This window comes from Polaromonas sp. (assembly GCF_012927415.1).
Lineage (GTDB): Bacteria > Pseudomonadota > Gammaproteobacteria > Burkholderiales > Burkholderiaceae_C > Polaromonas.
The window spans coordinates 1-23,359 of record NZ_JABBPF010000013.1; the positions used below are offsets into that span (position 1 = coordinate 1).

At 59.9% G+C, this 23,359-nt stretch carries 20 protein-coding genes; 15 read left to right on the forward strand and 5 right to left on the reverse strand.

What is annotated here, in order from left to right; all coding sequences use genetic code 11:
- From HHJ19_RS00865 to ugpB, 5 genes are all read right to left on the reverse strand, one after another.
- On the reverse strand, window positions 1-478 hold a 478-nt coding region (locus HHJ19_RS00865), incomplete at its 3' end, for a glycerophosphodiester phosphodiesterase family protein (protein ID WP_296903234.1).
- A gap of 26 nt (window positions 479-504) precedes the next feature.
- Window positions 505-1,524, reverse strand: coding sequence for a sn-glycerol-3-phosphate import ATP-binding protein UgpC (locus tag HHJ19_RS00870; protein ID WP_296903235.1), 1,020 nt, complete (start codon window positions 1,522-1,524; stop codon window positions 505-507).
- A gap of 31 nt (window positions 1,525-1,555) precedes the next feature.
- Complete coding sequence (ugpE, locus tag HHJ19_RS00875; protein ID WP_296903237.1) at window positions 1,556-2,407, reverse strand: sn-glycerol-3-phosphate ABC transporter permease UgpE; 852 nt, start codon at window positions 2,405-2,407, stop codon at window positions 1,556-1,558.
- 130 nt (window positions 2,408-2,537) lie between these two features.
- On the reverse strand, window positions 2,538-3,419 hold the full coding sequence (gene ugpA, locus HHJ19_RS00880; RefSeq protein WP_296903239.1) for a sn-glycerol-3-phosphate ABC transporter permease UgpA: 882 nt from the start codon (window positions 3,417-3,419) through the stop codon (window positions 2,538-2,540).
- Between the two features lie 105 nt (window positions 3,420-3,524).
- Window positions 3,525-4,841 carry a sn-glycerol-3-phosphate ABC transporter substrate-binding protein UgpB gene (gene ugpB / locus HHJ19_RS00885; RefSeq protein ID WP_296903241.1) on the reverse strand — a complete coding sequence of 439 codons (1,317 nt, stop codon included), beginning with the start codon at window positions 4,839-4,841 and terminating at the stop codon, window positions 3,525-3,527.
- 191 nt (window positions 4,842-5,032) lie between these two features.
- On the opposite strand from ugpB, the gene HHJ19_RS00890 reads away from it, so the two are divergent.
- From HHJ19_RS00890 to HHJ19_RS00960, 15 genes are all read left to right on the forward strand, one after another.
- Entirely contained in the window at window positions 5,033-8,926 is a 3,894-nt protein-coding gene (locus HHJ19_RS00890; RefSeq protein WP_296903242.1) for a DUF3683 domain-containing protein, read from the forward strand.
- Window positions 8,927-8,930: 4 nt separating this feature from the next.
- Entirely contained in the window at window positions 8,931-9,449 is a 519-nt protein-coding gene (locus HHJ19_RS00895) for an HIT family protein (protein ID WP_296903244.1), read from the forward strand.
- A gap of 37 nt (window positions 9,450-9,486) precedes the next feature.
- Window positions 9,487-9,900 carry a DUF971 domain-containing protein gene (locus HHJ19_RS00900; RefSeq protein ID WP_296903246.1) on the forward strand — a complete coding sequence of 138 codons (414 nt, stop codon included), beginning with the start codon at window positions 9,487-9,489 and terminating at the stop codon, window positions 9,898-9,900.
- Between the two features lie 124 nt (window positions 9,901-10,024).
- Entirely contained in the window at window positions 10,025-10,756 is a 732-nt protein-coding gene (gene ubiE / locus HHJ19_RS00905; protein WP_296903248.1) for a bifunctional demethylmenaquinone methyltransferase/2-methoxy-6-polyprenyl-1,4-benzoquinol methylase UbiE, read from the forward strand.
- Window positions 10,757-10,835: 79 nt separating this feature from the next.
- On the forward strand, window positions 10,836-11,828 hold the full coding sequence (locus HHJ19_RS00910) for a Tim44 domain-containing protein (protein WP_296903250.1): 993 nt from the start codon (window positions 10,836-10,838) through the stop codon (window positions 11,826-11,828).
- A 158-nt stretch (window positions 11,829-11,986) separates the two neighbouring features.
- On the forward strand, window positions 11,987-12,736 hold the full coding sequence (locus HHJ19_RS00915) for a hypothetical protein (RefSeq protein ID WP_296903251.1): 750 nt from the start codon (window positions 11,987-11,989) through the stop codon (window positions 12,734-12,736).
- Window positions 12,733-14,286 carry a ubiquinone biosynthesis regulatory protein kinase UbiB gene (ubiB, locus tag HHJ19_RS00920; protein ID WP_296903253.1) on the forward strand — a complete coding sequence of 518 codons (1,554 nt, stop codon included), beginning with the start codon at window positions 12,733-12,735 and terminating at the stop codon, window positions 14,284-14,286. The genes HHJ19_RS00915 and ubiB overlap by 4 nt, the downstream gene beginning before the upstream one ends.
- A gap of 142 nt (window positions 14,287-14,428) precedes the next feature.
- On the forward strand, window positions 14,429-14,809 hold the full coding sequence (locus HHJ19_RS00925) for an FmdB family zinc ribbon protein (RefSeq protein ID WP_296903255.1): 381 nt from the start codon (window positions 14,429-14,431) through the stop codon (window positions 14,807-14,809).
- Window positions 14,809-15,438: a DUF502 domain-containing protein gene (locus HHJ19_RS00930; RefSeq protein WP_296903256.1), complete on the forward strand. Its 630-nt coding sequence runs from the start codon at window positions 14,809-14,811 to the stop codon at window positions 15,436-15,438. The genes HHJ19_RS00925 and HHJ19_RS00930 overlap by 1 nt, the downstream gene beginning before the upstream one ends.
- 34 nt (window positions 15,439-15,472) lie before the next feature.
- Window positions 15,473-17,293: an aspartate--tRNA ligase gene (gene aspS / locus HHJ19_RS00935; protein WP_296903258.1), complete on the forward strand. Its 1,821-nt coding sequence runs from the start codon at window positions 15,473-15,475 to the stop codon at window positions 17,291-17,293.
- Window positions 17,294-17,326: 33 nt separating this feature from the next.
- On the forward strand, window positions 17,327-17,773 hold the full coding sequence (gene nudB, locus HHJ19_RS00940; protein WP_296903259.1) for a dihydroneopterin triphosphate diphosphatase: 447 nt from the start codon (window positions 17,327-17,329) through the stop codon (window positions 17,771-17,773).
- Window positions 17,774-17,885: 112 nt separating this feature from the next.
- On the forward strand, window positions 17,886-19,121 hold the full coding sequence (clsB, locus tag HHJ19_RS00945; RefSeq protein WP_296903261.1) for a cardiolipin synthase ClsB: 1,236 nt from the start codon (window positions 17,886-17,888) through the stop codon (window positions 19,119-19,121).
- Between the two features lie 160 nt (window positions 19,122-19,281).
- A complete protein-coding gene (rodA, locus tag HHJ19_RS00950) occupies window positions 19,282-20,436 on the forward strand; it encodes a rod shape-determining protein RodA (protein WP_296903263.1) in 1,155 nt (384 codons plus the stop codon).
- Between the two features lie 254 nt (window positions 20,437-20,690).
- Window positions 20,691-22,217 (forward strand): metalloprotease TldD, encoded by a 1,527-nt coding sequence (gene tldD / locus HHJ19_RS00955; protein WP_296903265.1) that lies wholly within the window; start codon window positions 20,691-20,693, stop codon window positions 22,215-22,217.
- Window positions 22,218-22,496: 279 nt separating this feature from the next.
- A partial coding sequence (locus HHJ19_RS00960) for a 3-deoxy-7-phosphoheptulonate synthase (RefSeq protein ID WP_296903266.1) occupies window positions 22,497-23,359 on the forward strand: 863 nt, incomplete at its 3' end.

Consider the following 23,359-nt stretch of genomic DNA (forward strand, 5'->3'; position numbering starts at 1 on the left):
CCGCGTAGCTGCGCGAGTGCCAGCCCCCCGCGTCAAGTCGGGCCAGCGCCTGCCAGAGCTGTTTGCCGGCCACGCCGTGGCCGCTGGTCGTGCGTTCCAGCGTTGCATCATGCAACAAAAAGGGTACGCCGTCGGCGCTGAGTTTGACATCGCACTCAAACATCCGGTAGCCGTGCCGCGCGCCCAGCCGGAAGGCGGCAAGCGTGTTTTCGGGCGCGAGTTTACCGGCGCCCCGGTGGGCAATCCAGAACGGGTAGGGCCAAAAGGTGGGAGCCCCCACGCTCCCCGCTTCGTGTGGTTCGCTGCCCTCCGGGGGGGATGCTGCGCCTGCAGCCCGGCGAAGCCGGTTCCGCGGCTCTGGCTGGCCTGGAACTGCTCCCACGTTGGCCGCCATGCGTGCTGCGCTGTCCATCGAGAGCGCTGGCTTTGCTTCGCAAGAGCGTTCGGCGCTGAACCCGTGGCTGTCGGGATCAGGCACTTCTGGCGCTCTTTTTACAGGTCCGGTCACAGGCGCTGGCCCGTTGTCGAGTTGAACCAGTGCAGCCGATCCGGACGCGGCGTGACATGCAGCGTTTCGCCGATCGTCGGCGCGGACGACAGGCTTTCATCGGTGCGGACGATCAAAAACTCGTCGCCCATGCGGCAGTACAGCAGGCGCTCGGCGCCCAGCATTTCGATGGTGTCGACCACGACCTTCCAGCCTGTGCTGCCAACCAGCAGGTGTTCGGGGCGTATGCCCAGGATAGCGCCGGGTGCGCCGCCGAAGTCGGTATTGGGCGCATTGCTGAGCAGGTTCATGGGCGGCGAGCCCATGAAACTGGCGACGAAAGTGGTGGCAGGGCGGTTGTAAACCTCTTCTGGCGTGCCGAATTGCTCCATGCGGCCGGCGTTCATCACCATCATGCGCTGGGCCAGCGTCATGGCTTCGACCTGGTCATGCGTGACAAACAGCGAGGTAATGCCGAGTTCGCGGTGCAGTTTCTGAATTTCAAGCCGCGTCTGCACGCGCAGTTTGGCGTCCAGGTTGGACAGCGGCTCGTCAAACAGAAAAACCTGCGGCTGGCGTACGATGGCGCGGCCCATGGCGACACGCTGGCGCTGGCCACCGGAAAGCTCGCGTGGCTTGCGTCCGAGCAGCTGCCCGAGTTCAAGGATTTTGGCGGCCTTGTCCACGCGCGTCCTGATTTCCTCCTTGGGCACCCTGGCAATCTTCAGGCCGTAAGCCATGTTGTCGAACACGCTCATGTGCGGGTAGAGCGCGTAGTTCTGAAACACCATGGCGATGTCACGCTCGGACGGCTCCAGCTCATTGACCACCTTGCCGCCAATGGAGATTTCTCCCTCGGTCACTTCCTCGAGCCCGGCGACCATGCGCAGCAGGGTCGATTTGCCGCAGCCTGAAGGCCCGACGATGACGATGAACTCGTGGTCGGCGATTTCAGCGCTGACGCCGTGCAGCACCGGGACTGTGTTTTTGCCGGTGCCATAGCGCTTGACGACGTTTTTGAAGGAGAGCGATGCCATTGATATGCGCCTGTTTTCTTATTTTTCTGGTCTATTTTTCGGTGTCAACCAGGCCCTTGACGAACCATTTCTGCATCAGCACGACGACCAGCGCGGGCGGTAGCATGGCCAGAATGGCCGTTGCCATGACCACGTTCCATTCGTTCTGCCCGTCGCCGCCCGCGATCATCCGTTTGATGCCGACCACCACCGGATACATGTCTTCGCTGGTCGTTGCGAGCAGTGGCCATAAGTACTGGTTCCAGCCATAGATGAACTGGATCACGAACAGCGCGGCAATTGAAGTTTTCGACAGCGGCAGCAAAATGTCCCAAAAAAAACGCATCGGACCGGCACCATCCATGCGCGCGGCCTCGACCAGTTCATCGGGCACTGTCAGGAAAAACTGGCGAAACAAAAAGGTGGCAGTGGCTGAGGCAATCAGTGGCACCGTCAGGCCCGCGTAGGTGTTCAGCATGTTCAGGTCCGACAGCACCTTGTAAGTGGGCAGGATGCGCACCTCGACCGGCAGCATCAGCGTGACGAAGATGGCCCAGAAGCAAATCTTCTTGAACGGAAAACGAAAATAGACGATGGCAAACGCCGACAGCAGCGAAATCGCGATCTTGCCGACTGCGATCACCATGGCGGTGACAAAACTGACCCACATCATGTGTGCCACCGGCGCATTCGAGCCGGCGCTGGCCACCCGGCCGAACAGCGCGGACTTGTAGCTCTCCCACAGGTGCGTGCCCGGCAGCAGCGGCATGGGAGCCTGAACAATCTCCTGCGCCGTATGCGTTGAAGCGACAAATGCAAGGTACAGCGGGAAGGCGACAATGAAGACGCCCAGAAGCACCACGACGTGCGCCAAGATGCCGTGCGGTCCGCGTTTTTCAACCATGGCATGACCCCCACGGTTGCTCACTGCGTGTAGCGCCCTGCCCCCCGAGGGAGCCGCTGCGCCTGCGGCTTGGCAAAGCCAGTTCCGCGGCCCCGGCTGAACAGACATTCACGTGTTTTTTGGAGATCATCTAGTACTGGACCTTTTTCTCGACATAACGGAACTGGACGATCGTCAGGGCCACCACGATGACCATCAGCACGACCGATTGCGCGGCCGAGCCGCCCAGGTCCATCGCCTTGAAGCCGTCGTAATAAACCTTGTAGACCAGAATCGCCGTGTCTTTGCCCGGACCGCCCTGCGTGGCGGCATCGACGATGGCAAACGTGTCAAAGAACGCGTAAACCACGTTGATCACCAGCAGAAAAAAGGTGGTGGGCGAGAGCAGCGGGAACTGCACCGTCCAGAAGCGGCGCCACGGCCGCGCGCCGTCCATGGCGGCCGCCTCGATCAGCGATTTCGGAATGGATTGCAGGCCGGCGAGGAAAAACAGGAAGTTGTAGGAAATCTGTTTCCAGATGGAGGCCATCACGATCAGCGTCATGGCGTGGCCTGAATTGAGCAGATGGTTCCAGTCGATGCCCATTTTTCCGAGCGCGTAAGCCATGACGCCGAGTGAGGGCGAGAACATGAACACCCACAGCACGGCAGCCACGGCGGGTGCTACGGCATAGGGCAGTATCAGCAGGGTCTTGTAGAAAGTGGCGCCGCGCCCGATGCGGTCGGCAAAGACGGCCAGCAGCAGCGACAGGCTGATGCCTATGCCGGCCACGAGTACCGAGAACAGTGCGGTGGTCTTGAACGACTCCACATAGCTCGGATCCTCGAACAGCTGCCGGAAGTTGGCCAGTCCGACGAACTCGACCGAGGTGCCGAAAGGGTCCTGCTGTTGAAGCGACTGCAGCAGGGCCTGCGCTGCGGGCCAGAAGAAAAACACCAGGATGACCGCCATTTGCGGCGCGAGCAACAGCCACGGCAGCCAGCTTGAGCGAAAGACGACGCGTTTTTCCATAAGGCCTTATCAATAGGAAACCCGCCCTGACGCACTTTTTTTGCACAAGCGGACAGGGCGGGCTGAGTTTAGCCCTGTAGCCGGGCCTTTTTGCTACTGCTCAGTTCATCGGCCTTTGTTGGCTTTTTCAAAGCGTTCGAGCTGCTCATTGCCGCGTTTGACGATCGTGTCGAGGGCTTCCTTAGCCGTCTTCTTGCCGTTCCAGACCTGTTCGAGTTCTTCGTCCTCGATCGCGCGCACCTGAACGTAGTTGCCCAGGCGGATGCCGCGGCTCTTGTCGGTCACCATCCGGATCATCTGCGTCACGGCGACGTCAGTGCCCGGATTTTCCTTGTAGAAGCCCGACTTTTCAGTGAGCTGATAGGCGGCCGTGGTGATCGGCAGGTAGCCGGTGCGTTTGTGACTGGCCGACTGGACTTCAGGCGTCGAGATGAAGCTGAAAAACCTGGCGACACCTTTGTATTCGGCCGGCTGCTTGCCCGACATGACCCACAGGCTGGCGCCGCCAATGACTGTGTTCTGCGGCGCGCCAGGCACATCCGGATAGTACGGAAGGGGCGCTAGGCCGTAGGCAAACTTCGCATTCTTGGCCACGTTGCCGTAGAAGCCCGAGGAGGTGTTGATCATGGCGCATTCGCCCGACACGAAGCTTGCTTCCGGAACGTTGCCGCGGCCTTTATAGACGAACAGGCCCTGCTTGGCCATATTGGCCAGGTTCTCGACATGTCGCACATGCAGCGGCGAGTTGATTTTCATGCGCGCGTCAAGGCCGGCCAGCCCGTTGCTCCTGGTCGCGAACTCGACGTTGTGCCAGGAGGAGAAACTTTCCAGCTGGGTCCAGCCCTGCCAGGCGGTGGTGAACGGGCACTTGTGGCCGGAGGCCTTGAGCTTGGCGGCAGCGGCCACGACCTCAGGCCAGGTGGCCGGCGCTTTGTCGGTCGGCAACCCGGCCGCCTTGAAAGCATCCTTGTTGAAGTAAAAAATGGTGGTCGAGCTGTTGAACGGGAAGCTCAGCATCTGGCCATTTGGCGCTGTGTAGTAACCGGCGACGGCGGAGATGTAGTCGCTGGGGTCGAACTTCTCGCCAGCGTCCTTCATGATCTTGCCCACCGGGACGATGGCGCCCTTGCTGGCCATCATGGTGGCGGTGCCGACCTCGAACACCTGCAGAATGTGCGGGGCGTTGCCGGCGCGGAATGCCGCGATGGAAGCCGTCATCGATTCGTCGTAAGTGCCTTTAAAGGTCGGCACGATCTTGTAATCTTTCTGGCTCTCGTTGAATTGTCTGGCCAGGTCGTTGACCCATTCACCGTTGACCGCAGTCATCGAATGCCACCACTGGATTTCTGTCTGGGCCTGGCTTGCCAGTGGTGCGCAGAGCGTGAATGCAGCGAGCGCGAGGGTGGATAGGCGGATCTTCATTGAGTCTCCTGATGAAATGTAAACAGGGCAGTCTAAGGACAATTTGTGACAGACCGATTTAATCGGCGGGCCGGTTTTTGGACAATCGGGGTTTCCATGAGGTCATTCTGGCGCCTGCCCGGTCAATGTCGCGCTGCGATAATATTGGGCAATAGCGCTGGGCATGGGTCCGAAGCCACTGAATTTTCACGATGAACGCCCCTACTACCCTCCAACAACTCAACGTTTTTGCCTCTGACGCAAAGCATACCGAAGCGCGCATCCGCGAGATTCCCTACAACTACACTTCGTTTTCTGACAGGGAAGTGGTGATTAGGTTGCTCGGCGCAGGGGCCTGGGCTTTGCTCAACTTGCTGCGCGGCGAACGGCATACCGGCCGTTCCGCCCGCATGCTGTACGAAGTGCTGGGCGATATATGGGTGGTTCAGCGCAACCCCTACCTGCAGGATGACCTGCTGGAAAATCCAAAACGCCGAAAAATGCTGGTGGAGGCCCTACAGCACCGGCTGGCTGAGATCGAAAAACGCCGTACTCCGGATGCCGACAGCGAGCGCGATGACGTCGTCGGCGAGCTGTTGCAGGGTGCGAGGGCGGCGGTAAGCCGGTTTTCCGCATCGTTCGAGGAAGTTGCCAACCTGCGCAGGCAGACCGGACGCAAGCTGCGCAAGCTGACCCTCAAGGACAACGTCAAGTTTGACGGCCTGTCGCGGGTGTCGCATGTGACCGATGCGACCGACTGGCGGGTCGAATATCCTTTTGTGGTTCTGACACCTGATACCGAAGCCGAGATGGCCGGACTGGTCAAGGCCTGCATCGAACTGGGGTTGACGATTGTTCCGCGCGGCGGCGGCACGGGTTACACCGGTGGCGCGATTCCGCTGACCTGGAAATCAGCCGTCATCAACACCGAAAAGCTGGAAGCCATGACCGAAGTGGAAACGGTTTTCCTGCCTGGTCTGGACAAGCCGGTGGCGACGGTCTGGACCGAAGCCGGCGTGGTGACGCAGCGCGTGGCCGATGCGGCCGAGCGTGGCGGTTTTGTCTTTGCGGTCGATCCGACCTCGGCGGAAGCTTCGTGCATAGGCGGCAACATCGCCATGAACGCTGGCGGCAAAAAAGCCGTGCTGTGGGGAACTGCGCTGGACAACCTGGCCTCGTGGCGCATGGTGACGCCTGATGCCCAGTGGCTCGAAGTCACGCGGGTCGGCCACAACTTGGGCAAGATCCACGACGCCGAGATGGCGAGTTTTGATCTAAATTATTTTGAAGCCGATGGCAAGACGCCGATCCGGACCGAGCGGCTCGACATTCCCGGCAGGACTTTCCGCAAGCAAGGCCTGGGCAAGGATGTGACCGACAAGTTCCTGAGCGGCCTGCCGGGAATCCAGAAAGAAGGCTGCGATGGTTTGATTACCAGCGCTCGCTGGATCGTGCACCGCATGCCGGCGCACACCCGCACCGTTTGCATGGAGTTTTTCGGCAATGCCAAAGATGCCGTGCCCAGCATCGTGGAAATCAAGGACTTCATGTTCGCCGAGCAAAAGCGCGGTGGCGCGATCCTGGCGGGGCTGGAACATCTTGACGACCGCTACCTGCGCGCGGTCGGCTATGCCACCAAGTCCAAGCGCGGCGGCCTGCCCAAAATGCTGCTGATTGGCGACATCGCCGGTGACGATGCCGATGTGGTGGCCCGCGCCACCAGCGAAATCGTGCGCATCGCCAACTCGCGCAACGGTGAAGGCTTTGTTGCCATCAGCCCGGAGGCGCGCAAGAAATTCTGGCTGGACCGAAAAAAAACGGCGGCGATTTCGCGTCACACCAATGCCTTCAAGATTAATGAAGATGTGGTGATTCCGTTGCCGCGCATGGCCGAGTACACCGATGGGATAGAGCGAATCAACATCGAGCTGAGCCTGCGTAACAAGATCAAGCTGTGCGATTCGCTGGAAGTGTTTTTCCGCCAGGGCAACCTGCCCCTGGGGAAAGCCGAGGACGCCAACGACATCCCTTCCGCCGAATTGCTGGAAGAGCGGGTGGCGCAGGCGCTGGCGCTGATTGCCGACGTGCGCAATCTTTGGGTCGGCTGGCTGCAGGGTGTGGCTCTGCATTTCCCGGGGCTGCAGGACCACACGCTGCGCGCCAGCTGGAAAACCCAGATCCGCGCCCCCTTGCAGGTGATTTTTTCCGGCAATGCTTTCAAACCCATTGTTGAAGAGTGCAGCGCCATCCACAAGCGCGTGCTCAAGGGCCGCGTTTGGGCGGCGCTGCACATGCATGCGGGCGACGGCAATGTGCATACCAATTTGCCGGTCAACAGCGATGACTACGAGATGTTGCAAACCGCGCATGAGGCCGTGGCGCGCATCATGGTGCTGGCGCGTTCGCTCGACGGCGTGATTTCCGGCGAGCACGGCATCGGCATCACCAAACTCGAATTTTTGACCGATGAAGAGTTGCAGCCTTTTACCGATTACAAGGCCAGAATAGATCCCGAAGGGCGCTTCAACAAAGGCAAGTTGCTGCGAAATCAGGAGTTGCTTGCGCCCGAAACACATGGACTACAGGCTGATTTAACGAATGCCTACACGCCCAGCTTCGGTTTGATGGGCCATGAGTCGCTGATCATGCAGCAAAGCGACATCGGCGCCATTGCCGACAGCGTGAAGGACTGCCTGCGCTGCGGCAAATGCAAGCCGGTTTGCGCCACGCATGTACCGCGCGCGAATTTGCTGTACAGCCCGCGCAACAAGATTCTGGCGACCTCGCTGCTGGTCGAAGCCTTCCTGTACGAAGAACAGACGCGGCGCGGCATCAGCATCAAACACTGGGAAGAGTTTGAAGACGTGGCCGACCATTGCACGGTGTGCCACAAGTGCCTGAACCCCTGCCCGGTGGACATCGACTTTGGCGAGGTGTCAATGAACATGCGCAACCTGCTGCGCAAGATGGGCCAGAAGTCGTTCAGGCCCGGCAATGCAGCGGCGATGTTTTTCCTCAACGCCACCAATCCGCAAACCATCAAGTTCATGCGCAGCGCCATGGTCGATATCGGCTTCAAGGCGCAGCGCGCAGCCAATGACGTGCTGCGGTCGCTGACCAAAAAACAGACCGCGCTTCCGCCCGCTACGGTGGGCAAGGCGCCGGTCAAGCAACAGATCATCCACTTCATCAACAAAAAGATGCCGGGTGGCTTGCCTAAAAAGACCGCGCGTGCCTTGCTGGATATTGAAGACAAGGAATACGTTCCCATCATCCGCAATCCGAAAAATACCACGGCGGAAACCGAAGCAGTGTTCTATTTTCCCGGCTGCGGCTCCGAGCGCCTGTTCAGCCAGGTCGGCTTGGCAACGCAGGCCATGCTCTGGCATGCTGGCGTGCAGACGGTGCTGCCGCCGGGTTATTTGTGCTGCGGATATCCGCAGCGCGGCAGCGGCCAGTTTGACAAGGCCGAGAAGATGATTACCGACAACCGGGTGCTCTTTCACCGGGTCGCCAATACGCTGAACTACCTTGATATCAAGACGGTGGTGGTGAGCTGTGGTACCTGCTACGACCAGCTGCAGGGGTATGAGTTCGGCAAGATATTCCCGGGCAGCCGCATCATTGACATTCACGAATACCTGCTTGAAAAGGGCATTACCCTGCCTGCCGGCCAGCCCGGCTTTCTCTACCACGAGCCCTGCCACAACCCGATGAAGCTGGGCGACCCGATGAAAACGGTGAAGGCGCTGATTGGTGACCATGTTCTGAAAAGTGAGCGCTGTTGCGGCGAATCGGGCACGCTGGGCGTGACGCGGCCGGACATCGCGACCCAGGTGCGCTTTCGCAAGGAAGAAGAAATCCGCAAGGGTGAAGCGGAGTTACGGGCTTCGGGCGTTGTCAGTGAGACCGGCAACGTCAAGATTCTCACCAGCTGCCCAAGCTGCCTGCAGGGGTTGACGCGTTACGGCAACGACTTGCAAAACGGCTTGCTGGAAGCCGACTACATCGTGGTCGAAATGGCCAACCAGCTCCTCGGCAAGGAATGGCTGCCCGACTACGTGGCGGCGGCCAACCACGGCGGCATCGAACGGGTGCTGGTCTAGCCGTATGGCCTCCACTCTTCCAATGGCGTGCAGCTCACCGTCCTCCGAAGGAGCTGGCCTTGCTTGCGGCGGCCCAGCGTTGGCGGCTGCGGTTGCCGCGCTTGTCCCTTGCTCTCTGTGCGAAACCGATGGCGGCCTGCTGGTTTACCGCAATGCAGAGTTTCGGGTGATTCAGGCCAGCGAAGCCGGCTTTCCAGCGTTTTACCGTGTGGTCTGGAATCGGCATGTGTCCCAGTTTTCCGACCTGTCTGCCGCCGAGCGTGAAACCTGCATGCACGCCGTCGTGGTGGTCGAGAAGGTTCTGTCAAGCGAGCTTCAGCCCGCCAGGGTCAACTTGGCAGCGCTCGGCAACCTGGTCGCGCACCTGCATTGGCACGTGATTGCGCGTTTCGATTGGGATAGCCACTTTCCGGCGCCCGTCTGGGCAGCGCCGCAGCGTCAGCCCGAGCCGGCAAAGGTCGCGGATATCGCCTCGCGCTGCATTGATATCAACCGGCTAATTGCTGAGAAAATGGCGCTTTGAAGCGATCAACCCTATTTCCGGAAAGTGAAAAATCCCCATGGCAGGTCTTCAAGCAGGGTCACCAACCCCCACGGCGCTGACGGTTCACAGCCAGTCGCGCATTCTCGAAGTCGCCTTTTCGGATGGCGCCCAGTTCAGGATCCCTTTTGAATTGATGCGCATCTATTCCCCCTCTGCTGAAGTTCAGGGTCACGGCCCGGGCCAGGAAATTTTGCAGACCGGCAAGCGCGAAGTGCTGATTGTCGAGCTGGAGCCGATCGGCAATTACGCGGTCAAGCCGGTGTTTTCCGATGGCCACGAGAGCGGCCTTTTTACCTGGGACTATCTCTACCATCTTGGCGCTAATCAAGCCAGTTTGTGGGACAACTACCAGCAACGGCTGCAAGCAGCAGGGGTGGAGCGCGACGCGCTGATGAATGCGGCGGGTGGCCAGGGTTGCAGTAGCCACTGACACTGATGGCAGGATATCTTTGATCTGGACGACTGTTGTTTTTTCAGCATAAACCGCGCAATGCCCCTGTGCTGTTCAGGGCTTGTCGCGACCATAGGGCGCTTTGCCGCCTAGCATCGAACTTATGACAACTACTCATTTCGGTTTTGAATCGGTTGACGAGCAGGACAAGGCCCGCCGGGTGCGCAGCGTGTTCGACTCCGTTGCGCCCAAGTACGATGTGATGAACGACTTGATGTCTCTGGGCTTGCACCGTGCCTGGAAGGCCTACACCGTGCTGGTGGCCGATGTCAGGGAAGGCCAGCAGGTGCTGGATATTGCTGGCGGAACGGGCGACCTGGCGCTGGCGTTTGCGCCCAAGGTCGGACCCGGCGGATGTGTCGTCCACACTGACATCAACGAAGCCATGCTTCTGGAAGGACGCAACCGACTGCTCGACGCGGGCGTAAGCCTGCCAACCGTCGTGTGCGATGCAGAACATCTGCCGTTTGCCAATGCCAGGTTTGACCTGGTCACGGTGGCTTTCGGCCTGCGCAACATGACGCACAAGGACGGCGCCCTGCGCGAGATGAACCGGGTGCTCAAGCCCGGCGGCAGGCTGCTGGTGCTGGAATTCTCAAAAATTGCCAGGCCGCTGGAAAAGATTTACGACTGGTATTCGTTCAAGGTACTGCCCAAACTCGGCAAGCTGGTGGCCAACGACGATTCAAGCTATCAGTACCTTGCTGAATCGATTCGCGTGCATCCGGGCCAGGAAGAACTCAAAGCCCTTATGCGAAATACTGGTTTTGGTCATGTGGACTATCACAATATGTCGGGCGGCGTAGCGGCATTGCATGTTGGAATCAAGTGTTGAAGCTGGGCGCATGCGTCATGCTGCGATCAGGTTCTGTGATGAGTGAGGATAGTGTCGATAGTGTGATTAAGGAGACGATATGAAAATTTGGCCGGTAATTTTTTCTGCGGTGTTTGCGGTAACCCTTGCCTTGTCTGGAACGGCTGCTGATGCAAAGCGGCTGGGCGGTGGCTCGTCGTTCGGCAAACAGTCGTCCAACGTGACGCAGCGCCAGGCGGCACCAGCGGGCAGCAATGCGGCTGCCAAGCCGGCGGCGCCAGCCGCCACGCCTGCTCCCGTGGCACCCAGAAAACCCTGGGGCGCCATGCTTGGCGGCCTGGCTGCAGGCCTGGGCCTGGCCTGGCTGGCGTCGTCGCTGGGTCTGGGTGGCGCGTTCAGCCAGATCATCATGTTTGCCTTGCTGGCGCTGGTGGTGATGGTGGTGATTGGATTCATCATGCGCAAACTCAAGGGTGGCGGCGCCAATGCCGCAGGTGCAGCTCGCGCGCAGCCGCCTTTTGCGTTTCAGGGCGCAAGCAATGCAGCCGAGGCCACAACGCCGCGCAACTACAGCCCCGCCAATGTTGGCAACGACGCTTCTGCCCGTCCTTGGGAGCGCAGCGCAACGGCTTTTGATGCGACTGCGGCAGCTCCTGCCACCGGCTCCATGATTGGTTCAGGCTTGGCCGGATCGCAATCCTGGGGGGTACCTGCCGGGTTTGATGCCGAAGGTTTCCTCAAGGCCAGCAAGGCCAATTTCGTGACGCTGCAGGACGCCTGGGACCGCTCTGACATCCAGAATTTGCGCGCCATGATGACCGATGACATGCTGGAGCAGATCAGGACCCAGCTGGCAGACCGCGAGTCCCACACGGGCGGGGTCACCAATAAAACCGAGGTCGTGATGCTGAACGCGCAGCTGCTTGGCATCGAAGAGCTGAGCGACACTTACATGGCCAGCGTGGAGTTCTCGGGCATGATTCGTGAGGACGCTTCGGTCAGCGCCAGTCCGTTCCGGGAAGTCTGGAACATGACCAAACCCCGTAACGGCAACGGCGGCTGGCTGGTTGCTGGCGTACAGGCATTGCAATAGCCTCCACGGTCAGCCGCTCCGGGTAGCCTCCCGCGCGCCGAAAGGGTGGTTGCTCGCGCGGTCCGGTCAAGCCAATTGGCGGCTTAAACTGGTTTCTCGCGCAGCATGGCACTGGCCGGCGTGAACGATTCTCCAATCTGCTGCAAAATCGGGAGCGTATGAATAACACGTCCCCCTTCTCATTTCTGGAGTCCGTCGCCGCCCGTTTTCAGCCACCCGCCTGGGCGGTTGATGAGGCGCAGCAGCGGCTGGTGCTGTTTTTGAACCACGTCCTGCTGCAGGAAAGACAGGCGCAAAATCGTCTTTTGCGACAAAAAGGCCGTGTTGTCCAGGTTCGATGGGGTCTTTTTGCTATTGATTTAATAGTAACACCAGCCGGACTGGTTGATCGGGCGCCGCCTGCTGCGAAACCCGATCTCGTACTGTCGGTGGCTGCAGAGTCGCCTTTAGTCGTGCTGCAATCGGCTTTGTCGGGCAAGCCTCCGCCGGTCAAGATCGAAGGCGACGTGCAACTGGCAGCCGAGGTCGGCTGGCTGGCAGAGAATCTGCGTTGGGACGCGGAAGAAGATTTGTCCCACCTGATCGGGGATGGCCCGGCCCACGCACTGGCTGATGTCGGGCGACGACTGCTGGCTGGCCTGAAGCAGTTTCTGGCAAGCGGGCCACTGTCCGCCTTTTCTTCCTCGTCGTCGTCCCCGAATGTTTCGCAGCCAGCGGGAGAACGCGCCGCGCAATCCGTGCCGGGCGCTTTCTCCGCAGGCAGCGTCGTGACGGGTGAGGCGGGCAATGCAAGCGTGACGGAGGCCGGTAAATATCCCGATCTTGGGGCGAACCCCGCCGCCACGGTTAGTGAATCAAACGAGGCGAAAGGCCCGGGAACTCCCCCCACTCCCAAGGCCGCTGCATGAGCCGGATTTTCAGGGGTGTATTCATTGTCTGGACCATGCTGCGCTTTGGTCTTGACGAGTTGGTGTTGTCCAGCTTTGAAAAACCCTGGATCAGGCTGCTGACCCGCGTCGTATCGCTGGGGCGCAATCTGAAGGCGCCGCGCGGTGAGCGCCTGCGCCAAGCGCTGGAGCAGCTCGGTCCGATTTTTGTCAAGTTCGGCCAAGTGCTGTCGACCCGGCGCGACTTGCTGCCGCCTGATATTGCCGATGAGTTGGCGCGCCTGCAGGACCGGGTGCCCCCCTTCGAGTCCGCCGTGGCGGTGGCCATTATCGAAAAAGCTTTTGGCAGGCCGCTGAACAAGATCTTCGAGAGCTTTGAGCACACGCCGGTCGCCAGCGCTTCGATTGCCCAGGTCCATTTTGCGACATTGCCCGGTGGCCGCGAGGTGGCCGTCAAAGTGCTCAGACCCAATATGGTGGGGGCTTTCAGGAAAGATCTGGCGCTGATGCGCATGATGGCTGGCTGGGTCGAGCGCGCGTCGGCGGACGGCAAACGGCTCAAACCCCGGGAAGTGGTGGCGGAGTTTGATAAATATCTTCACGACGAACTCGATTTGCTTCGCGAAGCCTCCAATGCGGCACAACTGCGCCGCAACATGCAGAGCCTCAATCTGGTGCTGATTCCCGAGATGTACTGGGACTATTGCATGCCTGACGTCATGGTGATGCAGCGTATGGACGGCGTGCCCATCGGCCAGACCCAGCGTTTGCGCGATGCCGGCGTGGACATGAAAAAACTGGCCCGCGACGGCGTCACGATTTTTTTCACCCAGGTGTTTCGCGACGGGTTTTTTCATGCCGACATGCATCCGGGCAACATCCAGGTCAGCCTGGCGGCGGCAACATTTGGCCGCTATATATCGCTCGACTTCGGAATTGTCGGGACCCTTACCGAAGTCGACAAGGAGTATCTGGCGCAAAATTTCAGCGCATTTTTCCAACGCGACTACAAACGCGTGGCCGAGCTGCATATCGAGTCTGGCTGGGTGCCGGCCGCCACGCGCGTCGATGAGCTCGAAGCGGCCATTCGCGCCTGTTGCGAGCCCATGTTTGACCGTCCACTCAAGGAGCTTTCGCTCGGACTCGTGCTGATGCGGCTGTTTCAGACTTCTCGCCGTTTCCAGGTGGAAATCCAGCCGCAGCTGGTATTGCTGCAAAAAACACTGCTCAACATCGAAGGCCTGGGGCGCGAACTCGACCCCGACCTTGACCTCTGGAGCACCGCCAAGCCCTTCCTTGAAAGGTGGATGCTGGAGCAAGTCGGTCCCGAAAAATTGCTGGCCCAGCTGAAGGCCGAAGCGCCAACTTACGCCAAACTGTTGCCGACACTGCCGCGGCTGTTGGCCCAGTTCCTGAAAGCAAGCCCTGGACCCAGCCGGCGGCAGATCGAGGAGTTGCTGCTCGAACAAAAACGGACCAACAAGCTGCTGCAAAGTCTTATTTATGGCGGTCTGGGTTTTGTTCTGGGTTTGATGGTCATGCAGTTTATCGTCAGAATTCGCGTGTTTTGAGCCGCTTGCGCCAGCCGCATGCTGCCGCCACGGGTTGATCTAGCGTTCCTGCGCTGTGCGAAAGGGCAAGCCTTATAATTGAAGGCTTTGTACCGCCTGCCCCGTGTCGGCGGAAGCTCGCCAGACACCAGCTCAAGCAACCATGCCAATTTACGCTTATAAATGCGAGTCCTGCGGATATGCCAAGGACGTCCTGCAAAAAATGTCCGATACGCCTTTGACCGACTGCCCGCAATGTGGTGCGTCAAGCTTTAAAAAGCAGCTTACCGCCGCCGGCTTTCAGCTCAAGGGTTCGGGTTGGTACGTGACGGATTTTCGCGGCGACGGCGGCGCATCCGCCGCCAAAAATGCTGATGCGCAGCCGGGCGCGGCTGCCGGCGGCGAGAGTAAAGCCGGCGAAACGGGCACGGCAACTGCGCCTGCCCCCGCCACCACTGCGGCTCCCGCCACAGCAGCTCCGCCGGCAGCGCCCGCCAGCAGCAGCAAGGCATCGAGCGGCGACACGTCTTCCAAGCCTTCATGATGAGCTCGATCCGCCGATGGCTGCTGGCAGGATTGCTGGTACTGGTGCCGCTGGCCATCACCCTGGCGGTGCTTAACTGGATTGTTGGCACGCTGGATCAGACTTTGTTGATCTTGCCCGCCGCCTGGCACCCTGACAAGCTGCTGGGCTTTCACATTCCAGGTTTCGGCGTATTGCTGATGCTGGCGATTGTTTTGCTGATGGGTGCTATCGCCAGCAACTTTCTGGGCAGGAAACTGGGCCACTGGGGTAATTTGCTGCTGCACCGCATTCCCATTGTGCGGTCCATCTATTCGAGCGTGAAGCAGGTTTCCGACACGCTGTTTTCAGAGAATGGCAACGCCTTCCGCAAGGCCTTGCTGGTACAGTGGCCGCGAGAGGGTGTCTGGACCATCGGTTTCCTGACTGGCGTGCCTGGCGGCGACGTAATTAACCATTTGCCGGGTGAGTATCTCAGTGTTTATGTGCCGACAACTCCCAATCCCACGGGAGGCTACTTCGTGATGCTCAGGAAAGCCGAGTGCATCGAGCTCAAGATGAGTGTCGACGAAGCCCTCACCTACGTCATTTCGATGGGTGTCGTCGTTCCTTCAAGGCCGGCCACGTCACCGCTGAATCCCCCAATGTAAACGGCGCAGCAGCGCCGACAATTCGAGTATTTTTATGGCTATCGCTGATAAACAAGTGGTTCAAATGCGTTCAACCTATTGCGGTTTGGTAACCGAGAGCCTGATGGGCCAAACCGTCAGCCTGTGCGGCTGGGTCAACCGCCGACGCGACCATGGCGGCGTAATTTTTATTGACCTGCGCGACCGCGAAGGCTACGTGCAGGTGGTGTGCGACCCGGATCGCGCCGACATGTTCAAGACCGCCGAAGACGTGCGCAACGAGTTTTGCGTGCAAGTCAGGGGCGTGGTGCGCGCGCGCCCTAATGGCACGACCAACGACAACCTGAAAAGCGGCAAGGTCGAAGTGCTATGTCATGAGCTGATCGTGCTCAACCCCAGCGTCACGCCGCCGTTCCAGCTTGATGACGACAACCTGTCGGAGACGACGCGGCTGACGCACCGGGTGCTGGACCTGCGCCGCCCGTACATGCAAAACAACCTGATGCTGCGCTACCGCGTGGCCATGGAAACGCGCAAGTTTCTCGATGCCAACGGTTTCATTGACATCGAAACCCCCATGTTGACCAAGAGCACGCCTGAAGGCGCGCGTGACTACCTGGTGCCGAGCCGCGTTAACGAAGGCATGTTTTTCGCGCTGCCGCAAAGCCCGCAGTTGTTCAAGCAGCTGCTGATGGTCGCGGGTTTTGACCGCTACTACCAGATCACCAAGTGCTTTCGCGACGAAGATCTGCGCGCCGACCGCCAGCCCGAATTCACGCAGATCGATATTGAGACGTCCTTCATGGGCGAGCAGGAAATCCGCGACATGTTCCAGGGCATGATCAGCAACATTTTCCAGACCGTGCTGAACACCGACCTGGGTGAGTTTCCGGTCATGGCCTATGCCGAGGCAATGCACCGTTATGGTTCCGACAAACCTGATCTTCGCGTCAACCTGGAGTTCACGGAGCTGACCGATGTCATGGCGGGCGTGGACTTCAAGGTTTTCAGCACGCCGGCCACGACGCCGGGCGGCCGTGTGGTGGCGCTGCGCGTGCCGGGGGGTTCGGAAATGAGCCGTGGCGAGATTGACGGCTACACCGAGTTCGTCAAGATCTACGGCGCCAAGGGCCTGGCGTGGATCAAGGTCAACGACATCAGCAAGGGGCGTGAAGGGCTGCAAAGCCCCATCGTCAAGAACATTCACGATGCCGCCCTTGCCGAAATACTCCAGCGCGCAGGTGCGCAGAATGGCGACATCCTGTTTTTTGGTGCCGACAAGGCCAAGGTGGTCAATGACAGCATAGGCGCCTTGCGACTGAAGGTCGGGCACAGCGCATTAGGCCTGAGGAGCGGTTTGTTCATCAAGGGCTGGCGGCCGTTGTGGGTGGTTGATTTTCCGATGTTCGAGTTCGACGAAGCGGGTCAGCGCTGGAGTGCGGTGCATCATCCCTTCACGGCCCCGAAAGACGGTCATGAGGACTGGATGGATACCGATCCGGGGCGTTGCATTTCCAAGGCCTACGACATGGTGCTCAACGGCTGGGAATTGGGCGGCGGGTCAATCCGTATCCACCAGGCCGAGGTGCAGAGCAAGGTTTTCGATGCCCTGAAGATCGGCCCTGAGGAGGCGCAGGAAAAATTCGGTTTCCTGCTCGACGCCCTGCAATACGGCGCGCCGCCACATGGTGGACTGGCCTTCGGCCTGGACCGCATCGTGACCATGATGACCGGAGCCGATTCGATCCGTGACGTGATTGCCTTCCCCAAAACCCAGCGTGCGCAGTGCTTGCTCACCCACGCACCGAGCCCGGTGGACGAGAAGCAGTTGCGAGAACTGCATATCCGCCTGCGCGGTCCTGCTCCAGCTCAGTAACATTTACATTTTTGAATCACCACGGGGACGACCTTGAAAGCGTTCAAGATCCCCGAGTCGGTGCTGGTGGTCATCCATACGCCGCAGCTTGACGTGCTCTTGATCGAGCGCGCCGACCAGCCGGGTTTTTGGCAAAGCGTCACTGGCTCCAAAAATTCAGCTGACGAGGCTTTGCTGCAGACCGCGCGGCGCGAAGTGCGGGAAGAAACCGGTCTTGCCGCTTCGCCAGCTCGATGGCGTGACTGGGCGATCTCGAATGTTTACGACATTTATCCCGTCTGGCGTCACCGTTACGCGCTTGGCGTAACTCGTAATACCGAGCATGTATTCGGCCTGTGCCTGCCCCGGCGCTGTGACGTGACGCTGCATCCGCGTGAACACGTCGCATGGAAGTGGTTGCCGCAGCGGGCGGCGGCAGATGCCTGCTTCTCCCCGTCCAATGCCGAGGCCATCCTGCTGCTGCCCAGGTTTGTGCCTTGAGTCGCCAAGGCCGCCCGCCGGGGGGTTTTCGCCCAAACCGCATGAGCAGGACGGATGCTGCTGGTTTAGGTTTAAGTGGCTTGTCTGTCCATCCTGCCCATCAGGCACCTTCATGTCGCCACTGAGCAAATCCGAGACCTTGCAATTGTTTCAGGGTGGTCAGGCCTTGTTTCCCGCGCTGATCAAGGCTTTCGACTCGGCGGCCAGCTGGATTCAGCTGGAAACCTATATTTTTGATTTTCATGGCGCCGGGGCCCAAGTAGCCGACGCGCTGGTCAGGGCTGCCGCACGGGGTGTTGCGGTGCAGATACTGGTTGACGCCATTGGCACGCAGCCCCTGCCCCAACAGTGGCGGGAGAAATTTGCCGCAGCGGGAGTTGAATGGTGTGCTTACTCGCCATTGGCAACCGGTTGGGCCCTGCTGGTACCCGAGCGCTGGCGCCGGCTGCACCGCAAGCTCTGCGTGGTCGACCAGAACGTGGTTTTTTGTGGCGGCATCAACGTGCTGGACGATTTCCACGATCCCAACCATGGCGAACTTCAGGCCGCACGCTTCGATTTTGCAGTGGCGGTGACGGGGCCGCTAGCGATGGAGGCGACCGATGCCGTGGCCCTGCTCTGGTGGCGTGTCCAGGCAGGCTACAGCGCCCGCCAGAGGCATCTGAGTGATGCCTGGGAGGAATTCAAGGCTGCCGGCTACGGCGGACGTACCGACACCAACGCGCTGGCCACACCGCCTGGCCCGGAGGCGGCCCTGGCAAACGACCGGCCACGCCCAAAGGCAGCGCTGATCCTGCGCGACAATTTGCGCAACCGCAACAGCATCGAGCGCGCCTACCGCAAGGCGATCGGCAAGGCGCGCAAGGACATCATCATTGCAAACGCCTACTTCCTGCCCGGCGGAAAATTGCGGCGCGCGCTCATCAGGGCGGCCAAACGCGGCGTGCGCGTGACGTTGCTGCTGCAGGGGAAATACGAGTACTACATGCAATACCACGCGACGCGGCCGGTCTACGGTGCGTTACTGGCCGCCGGCGTGGAAATTCATGAATACTCGGCCAGTTTTCTCCACGCCAAGGTGGCGGTGGTGGATGACCATTGGGCGACGGTGGGCTCGTCCAATCTCGACCCGCTGAGCCTGCTGCTGGCGCGAGAGGCCAATGTGGTGGTTGAAGACCGCGCTTTCGCTCGGGACTTGAGGGGCCGCCTGCAGGAGGCGGTGGTCAGTCACGGGCAGCGCATGGATCCTGCGTCATACAGCCGGCGGCCGCTGGGCCAGCGTCTCCAGGGCTGGACGGCTTATGCCCTGATGCGGCTGGCCCTGCTGGTGACCGGTCAGCGCTATTGACGCGGGTTTTCACTGAAAATTTACGGTAAAACTGGCGCTGGTCCAATAATTACGGTATTTGTAAGCTATCGAATTAATAGCAGCCAGCAGCCAGCAGCCAGCAGCTGTCACGATCGCAGCCCTTCGACGTGCCGGGGTCAGGCTGACCGATAATTGCAGCATGTCCGCCGTTTTCGACAAACCTTCCCTGTACCAGCGCACCCTTCCCATGCTTCAGGGCTTTGATGGCTTGCTTGCGTTTGCGGTTTTCCTGCTGGCCTGTGCCGGTCTGCTTATCATGTATTCATCGGGTTATGACCACGGCACGCGTTTTGCCGACCATGGCCGCAACATGCTGATTGCCGGGGCCATCATGTTTGTGGTGGCGCAGATTCCGCCGCAGCGCCTGATGGTATTTGCCGTGCCGCTGTACATTGCCGGTGTTTCCCTGCTGGTGGCGGTGGCCGTGTTTGGCATCACAAAAAAAGGAGCCAAGCGCTGGCTCAACGTCGGTGTGGTGATCCAGCCCAGTGAAATTTTAAAAATAGCCATGCCGCTGATGCTCGCCTGGTGGTTCCAGAAGCGCGAAGGCCAGTTGCGTCCGCTGGATTTCGTGGCGGCCGTCGTGCTGCTGGCGCTTCCGGTCGGGCTGATCATGAAGCAACCCGATCTGGGGACTTCCCTGCTGGTGCTGAGCGCCGGCCTGGCGGTGATTTTTTTTGCCGGGCTGAGCTGGAAGCTGATCGCGCCGCCGGTTCTGCTGGGCCTGCTCGGCGTTTTTCTGATCGTCTGGTTTGAACCTCAGCTGTGTGCCGACGGCATGCGCTGGCCCGTCCTGCACGACTACCAGCAGCAGCGCATCTGCACATTGCTGGACCCGTCGCGTGACCCCCTTGGCAAGGGTTTTCACATTATCCAGGGCATGATTGCGATTGGCTCGGGGGGCGTGTTTGGCAAGGGTTTCATGGCGGGCACGCAGACGCATCTGGAGTTCATTCCGGAACGCACGACCGACTTTATTTTTGCCGCTTTCTCCGAAGAGTTTGGCCTGGTTGGCAACCTGCTGCTGATCGCCGGTTTCATTTTCCTCATTTTGCGCGGCCTGGCGATCGCGGTGGATGCGCCTACCCTTTTTTCGCGCTTGCTGGCCGGTGCGCTGACCATGATTTTTTTCACTTACGCCTTCGTCAACATGGGCATGGTCAGTGGCATCCTGCCCGTGGTCGGGGTTCCCTTGCCTTTCATCAGTTATGGCGGAACCGCCATGGTGACGCTGGGGCTGGCGGTTGGCATGCTGATGTCAATTGCCAAGGCGCGGCGCCTGATGCAGACCTGATGCGAGTTGCGGCGGATTTCTGCGAAGGGAAGTAAAACTTCGCCTGACCTTGCGTTGGGCTCTGCCATGAAGTACTTGGCCGGTGGGCAAGCCGGCTGGCAAGCTGTTCAATCCGCCGCAAACCTTGAAAGAAAGAGCATCGTCAGGGTCGGCAGGCTGTAGCACCGCGTACTGCAAGGCACGCCGGCCTTGTGCATTCAGGCAGAACTGGCATTAACAGCCCGCGTTCAGGGCAGACTGCCTACAATAATCAAATGACCTCACTCAATTCTGCTACCGCGTCCGTTCGTCAAACCCATGTGGGAGGGCGGGCACTGGTGCGGCCCACCCAGGAGTCGACCTCCGGGCGCCTGGCGATTGCGCAAAAACTGCTCCTTGAGCCGTTTGGCCTGACTGACGCGGCGTTGAACCGAGCCCTTGGCGAAATTACTTCGTATGGCGTTGACGACGCCGATTTGTATTTTCAGTACACCCGCAGCGAAGGCTGGAGCCTGGAGGAGGGCATCGTCAAAACCGGCTCGTTCAGCATTGACCAGGGCGTCGGGGTGCGTGCCGTCAGCGGCGAAAAAACCGCTTTTGCCTATTCCGACGATATTTCCGAAGCCTCGCTGCTCGACGCGGCGCGTACCGTGCGCAGCATTTCGGCCGCCAGCAAGGCCGGCCGCGTTAAAACGCCTTCCCGCAAAATCGCCAGCAGCCGCTCGCTTTACCGGGGAATCGATCCGATTGCGACGCTGGGCAGTACAGCCAAGGTCAAACTGCTCGAAAAAGTCGAAAAGCTCGCCAAAGCCAAAGATCCGCGCATCGTGCAGGTGATGGCCGGGCTGGCCAGCGAGTACGACGTCGTGATGGTGGCGCGCGCCGACGGCACGCTGGCCGCCGATGTGCGCCCGCTGGTGCGCCTGAGCGTGACCGTGATTGCCAAGCAAAAGGGCCGGCGCGAAGTCGGCTCGGGCGGCGGCGGCGGCCGCTTTGGCCTGGACTACTTCGACGACGCCCAGATTGCCCAGTATGTCGATGACGCCGTGAACGCGGCGCTGACCAATCTGGACGCACGCGCCGCGCCCGCCGGCGAAATGACGGTGGTGCTGGGAGCCGGCTGGCCTGGAATCTTGCTGCATGAAGCCATCGGCCATGGCCTGGAGGGCGACTTCAACCGCAAGGGCTCCAGCGCATTTTCAGGCCGCATTGGCCAGCGCGTGGCGGCCAAAGGCGTGACGGTGCTCGATGACGGCACGATTGCCGACCGCCGCGGCTCACTCAATGTTGATGACGAAGGCCACGCTAGTCAGCGCAATGTGCTGATCGAAGACGGCATCCTGAAGGGCTATATCCAGGACTCGCTCAATGCGCGCCTGATGAAGGTCAAACCCACCGGCAATGGCCGGCGCGAGAGCTACGCCCATGTGCCGATGCCGCGCATGACCAACACCTACATGCTGGGTGGCGACAGGCAGCCCGAAGAAATCGTCGCCAGCATCAAAAAAGGCCTTTACGCGACCAATTTTGCTGGCGGCCAGGTCGATATCACCTCGGGCAAGTTTGTCTTCTCGGCAAGCGAGGCATTCTGGGTTGAAAACGGCAAGATTCTCTATCCGGTGAAAGGCGCGACGATTGTCGGTAACGGCCCTGACGCGCTGACGCGTGTCACCATGATGGGCAACGACATGCGGCTCGACAGCGGTGTCGGCACTTGCGGCAAGGAAGGCCAGAGCGTGCCGGTAGGCGTCGGCCAGCCGACCTTGCGAATCGACGGTTTGACGGTGGGTGGCACAGCCTGAATTTGCGGTCCGTGTGGCGACAGGTCACCGCTGTGCAGGTGGACCTGCGTTTGTCAGGGTGTGCTACAGTCAAACTATGCAATTCGTGAAGTTTTATTTTGCTTACTTCTGGTTCTCAAACGCCTTCGGCGGTAGAGAGATCCTTGCGTAAGCTGTTAAAAGTAACTCAACAAATCTCAAAAAACCGCCGGACGCCCGGCGGTTTTTTTTTGTGCGTTCCTGTTTTGATGTTGTGTATTGATTCGTGAAATTGTCTGAAACTTGAAAAGGAAGTCTGTGATGAATGCCAAAGCCACCTCCAACAGTCCGACCCAGGACAGCTGGTATGCGAATGTCGAAAAAACCAGCGAGACCGACGACGAACGCATCAAGGACATCACCGTGTTACCCCCTCCCGAGCATTTAATCCGCTTTTTTCCAATTCAAGGCACGGCTGTTGAAACGCTGATCACCCAGACCCGTCACAACATTCACAACATCATCGCCGGCAAGGACGACCGCTTGCTGGTGGTGATCGGCCCTTGTTCTATCCACGATCCGATGGCCGCGCTGGAATACGCACGCCGCTTGAGCGAGCAGCGCAGGAAATACGCCGGCACGCTGGAGATCGTCATGCGCGTGTACTTCGAAAAGCCGCGCACCACAGTCGGCTGGAAGGGGCTGATCAACGACCCTTACCTTGACGAAAGCTACCGCATTGACGAAGGCCTGCGCATTGCGCGCCAGTTGCTGATCGACATCAACCGCCTAAACCTGCCGGCGGGCAGCGAGTTTCTAGACGTGATTTCGCCGCAGTACATCGGCGACCTGATTGCCTGGGGCGCGATTGGCGCGCGCACCACCGAAAGCCAGGTGCACCGCGAGCTGGCTTCGGGTCTGTCGGCTCCGATTGGCTTCAAGAACGGCACCGACGGCAATATCCGCATCGCCACCGATGCGATCCAGGCGGCGTCGCGCGGCCATCATTTTCTCTCGGTGCATAAAAACGGCCAAGTCGCTATCGTGCAGACCAAGGGCAACAAGGACTGCCATGTGATTCTGCGCGGCGGCAAGGCCCCCAATTACGACGCAGCCAGCGTCGCTTCGGCCTGCAAGGAGCTCGAAGCGGCCAAGCTGCCAGCCACTTTGATGGTCGATTGCAG